Origin of the sequence: Streptomyces sp. NPDC059851 (assembly GCF_042732005.1) — a bacterium.
Classification (GTDB): Bacteria; Actinomycetota; Actinomycetes; order Streptomycetales; family Streptomycetaceae; genus Streptomyces.
Genome location: NZ_JBHWJJ010000269.1, coordinates 1 through 3,492 on the forward strand (window position 1 = coordinate 1; position 3,492 = coordinate 3,492).

Sequence of the window (3,492 nt, forward strand, 5' to 3'; positions counted from 1 at the left end):
GGGGTCACGACCAGCCACGTGCCCGACAGCCCCACACCACCGGCCGACGCATCCGCCAGCGGCTTCCACGACACGCGGTAGCGCCAGCCGTCCACGGGCGACCCGCTGCCCGCGACCAGGCGCCGCTGTTCCAGTGCGGCTTCCGGCCAGTACCGGCGGCGCTGGAAGGCGTACGTCGGCAGGTCGACCCGTACGGCACCGGTCCCGTGGACGGTCCGCCAGTCGATGGAGATCCCGCGGACATGGCTCCGGGCCAGGGCGGCCATCACCGTCTCGGCCTCGGGACGGCCCTTGCGCACGGCGGGCACGAAGGCGGCTCCGGCCGCGCGGACGCACTCGTGGCCGAGGGCGGACAGCACGCCGTCCGGACCGAGCTCGATGTACGTCGTCACGCCCGCGGCCTCCAGGGCGCGGATGCCGTCCAGGAAGCGCACCCCCTCGCGGACGTGCCGCACCCAGAACTCCGCCGAGGCCATCTCGTCGGAGGCGAGGGCCCCGGTCAGGTTGGAAACGACCGGGATGCGCGGGGCGGCGAAGGACAGCCCCTCGGCCACCCGGCGGAAGTCGTCGAGCATGCCGTCCATGTGCGGCGAGTGGAACGCGTGGCTCACCGTCAGACGCTTGGTCTTGCGGTCGGGGAACGACTGTGCGACAGCCGTCGCCGCGTCCTCGTCTCCGGCGACCACCACCGACCGCGGGCCGTTGACGGCGGCGATGTCCACCCGGTCGGTGAGCAGCGGAAGGACCTCCTCCTCCGACGCCTCCACCGCGATCATTACCCCGCCGGCAGGGAGCGCCTGCATCAGCCGGCCGCGCGCCGCGACCAGCGTGCACGCGTCCTCCAGGGAGAGGACACCCGCGACGTGCGCGGCCGCGATCTCACCGATGGAGTGGCCGGACAGGAAGTCCGGCTTCAGACCGAAGCCCTCCACGAGCCGGAACAGCGCCACTTCCACGGCGAACAGGGCCGGCTGTGCGTACTCCGTCCGGTCCAGCGCTGCCGCGTCCGCCCCGAACAGGACGTCCTTCAGCGGCCGGTCGAGGTCGAACCGGGCGCACACCTGGTCCAGCGCGTCGGCGAACACGGGGAAGGCGTCGTACAGCTCACGGCCCGTGCCGAGCCGCTGGCTGCCCTGCCCGGTGAACAGGAAGGCGACCTTGCCTCCGACCGGCGAGCCCTTGACCAGCTGGGCCGCCGAGTCGCCCTCCGCCAGGGCGGCGAGCCCGGCGAGCAGGCCCTCACGGTCCGCGGCGACCAGGGCCGCACGCTCTTCGAAGGCCGGGCGGCCGGTCGCCAGGGTCGCGGCGACGTCGGCCGGACGGAGGTCAGGGGCGGCGAGCAGCCGCGCGCGCAGGCCGTCGGCCTGGGCGCGGAGAGCCGCCTCGCTCTTCGCCGAGACCAGCAGCGGCAGGGGCAGGGGCAGGGAGGTCTCCTCCCGTACGGCTGCCACCTCCATCGGGGGGGCCTGCTCGATGACCGTGTGGGCGTTGGTGCCGCTGAAGCCGAACGAGGAGATGCCGGCCCGGCGCGGACGGCCGGTCTCGGGCCATTCCCGGTGCTCGGTGAGCAGCTCGACCGCGCCCGCCTCCCAGTCGACCTGGGTGGAGGGCTCGTCGATGTGGAGGCTCTGCGGCAGCTCTCCGTGCTGCATGGCCAGCACCATCTTGATGACGCCGGCGACGCCGGCGGCCGCCTGGGTGTGACCGATGTTGGACTTGACGGAGCCGAGGAGCAGCGGCTGGCCGTCGGGGCGGTCCTGGCCGTAGGTGGCGAGCAGGGCCTGCGCCTCGATCGGGTCACCCAGGGTCGTACCGGTGCCGTGCGCCTCGACTGCGTCCACGTCGGCGGCCGAGAGGCCCGCGCTGGCGAGGGCTTGGCGGATCACGCGCTGCTGTGAAGGCCCGTTGGGCGCCGTCAGGCCGTTGCTCGCACCGTCCTGGTTGACGGCCGAGCCGCGCACGACCGCCAGCACCGGGTGGCCGTTGCGGCGGGCGTCGGACAGCCGCTCGACGAGCAGCATGCCGACGCCCTCGCCCCAGCCGGTGCCGTCCGCCGAGGCGGCGAAGGCCTTGATCCGGCCGTCCGCGGCCAGGCCGCGCTGCCGGCTGAACTCGATGAACGTGCCGGGCGTCGACATCACGGTGACGCCGCCGGCCAGGGCGAGGTCGCATTCGCCGTTGCGGAGCGCCTGGACCGCCCAGTGCAGGGCGACCAGCGACGACGAGCAGGCCGTGTCGACGGTGACCGCCGGGCCTTCGAGTCCGAACACGTAGGACAGACGGCCGGACACCACGCTGGCGGCGTTGCCCGTGCCCAGGTGGCCTTCGAGACCGGAGGGGTCCTCCAGGAGCACGGAGAGGTAGTCCTGGCCGTTGGTTCCGACGAACACTCCGGACTGGCTGCCGCGGAGCGTCTCGGGGTCGATGCCGGCCCGTTCGAACGCCTCCCAGGAGGTCTCCAGCAGCAGGCGCTGCTGCGGGTCCATCGCGAGGGCCTCGCGGGGCGAGATGCCGAAGAAGTCGGCATCGAAGTCGGCGGCGTCGTAGAGGAACCCGCCCTGCCGGGTGTACGAGGTGCCCCGTGCGCCCGGATCGGCGTCGTACAGCGCGTCGAGGTCCCAGCCGCGGTCCAGGGGAAGGTCCGAGATCGCGTCGGCGCCGGACGCCAGCAGCTGCCAGAAGTCCTCGGGGGTGCGCACCCCGCCGGGGAAACGACAGCTCATCGCGACGATCGCGATCGGGTCGTCGTCGGCGGGAGCGGCCACCGGGGCGGTCGCCGCGGCCTGCGTGCCGAGGAGTTCGGTGAGCAGGTTGGCGGCGAGCGCGGCCGGCGTCGGGTAGTCGTAGACGAGCGTGGCGGGGAGCCGCAGCCCGGTGGCCGCGCCGAGCCGGTTGCGGAGTTCGACGGCGGTGAGCGAGTCGAAGCCGATCTCGCGGAAGGCCCGTCCGGCCTCGATGTCCTCGGCGCCGGCATGGCCCAGGACCTCCGCGACCTGGGCGCGGACGAGGTCGAGGAGGAACGCCTCCCGGTCGCTCTCGGTCAGGCTGGTGAGCTGCCCGGCGAGCGACGGACCCGAGCCGTCGGAACGCTCGTCCGCACGCTGCTGGGGGCCGCTGGTGACGGCCTCGGCCTCGGGCAGGTCGCCGAGCAGCCGGGCCGCGCGTACCGCCGTGAACCCGGGTGCGAACGTCGCCCACTCGAAGTCGGCGATCATCAGGGTTGCGTCGTCGGAGCCGACGGCCTGACGGAGCGCGGTGATGGCGAGGTCGGCGTTCATGGGCGGTACGCCGCCCCGGCGCATCCGGGCTTCGAGGGCCTGGTCGGCGGCCATGCCGCCCTCGGCCCACGGGCCCCACGCGATCGACGTCGCGGCGAGCCCGGACGCCCGGCGCTGCTCGGCGAGCGCGTCCAGGTAGGCGTTGGCAGCCGCATAGTTACCCTGACCTGCCGTACCGATGGTGCCGCTCATCGAGGAGAACAGCACGAAGGCC

At 73.7% G+C, this 3,492-nt stretch carries 1 protein-coding gene; it reads right to left on the reverse strand.

Features of this window, described 5'->3' with window-relative positions; all coding sequences use genetic code 11:
- Positions 1-3,492, reverse strand: a 3,492-nt coding sequence (locus tag ACFV7Q_RS38540) for a beta-ketoacyl synthase N-terminal-like domain-containing protein (protein ID WP_385435617.1), incomplete at both ends; no start/stop codon positions are given.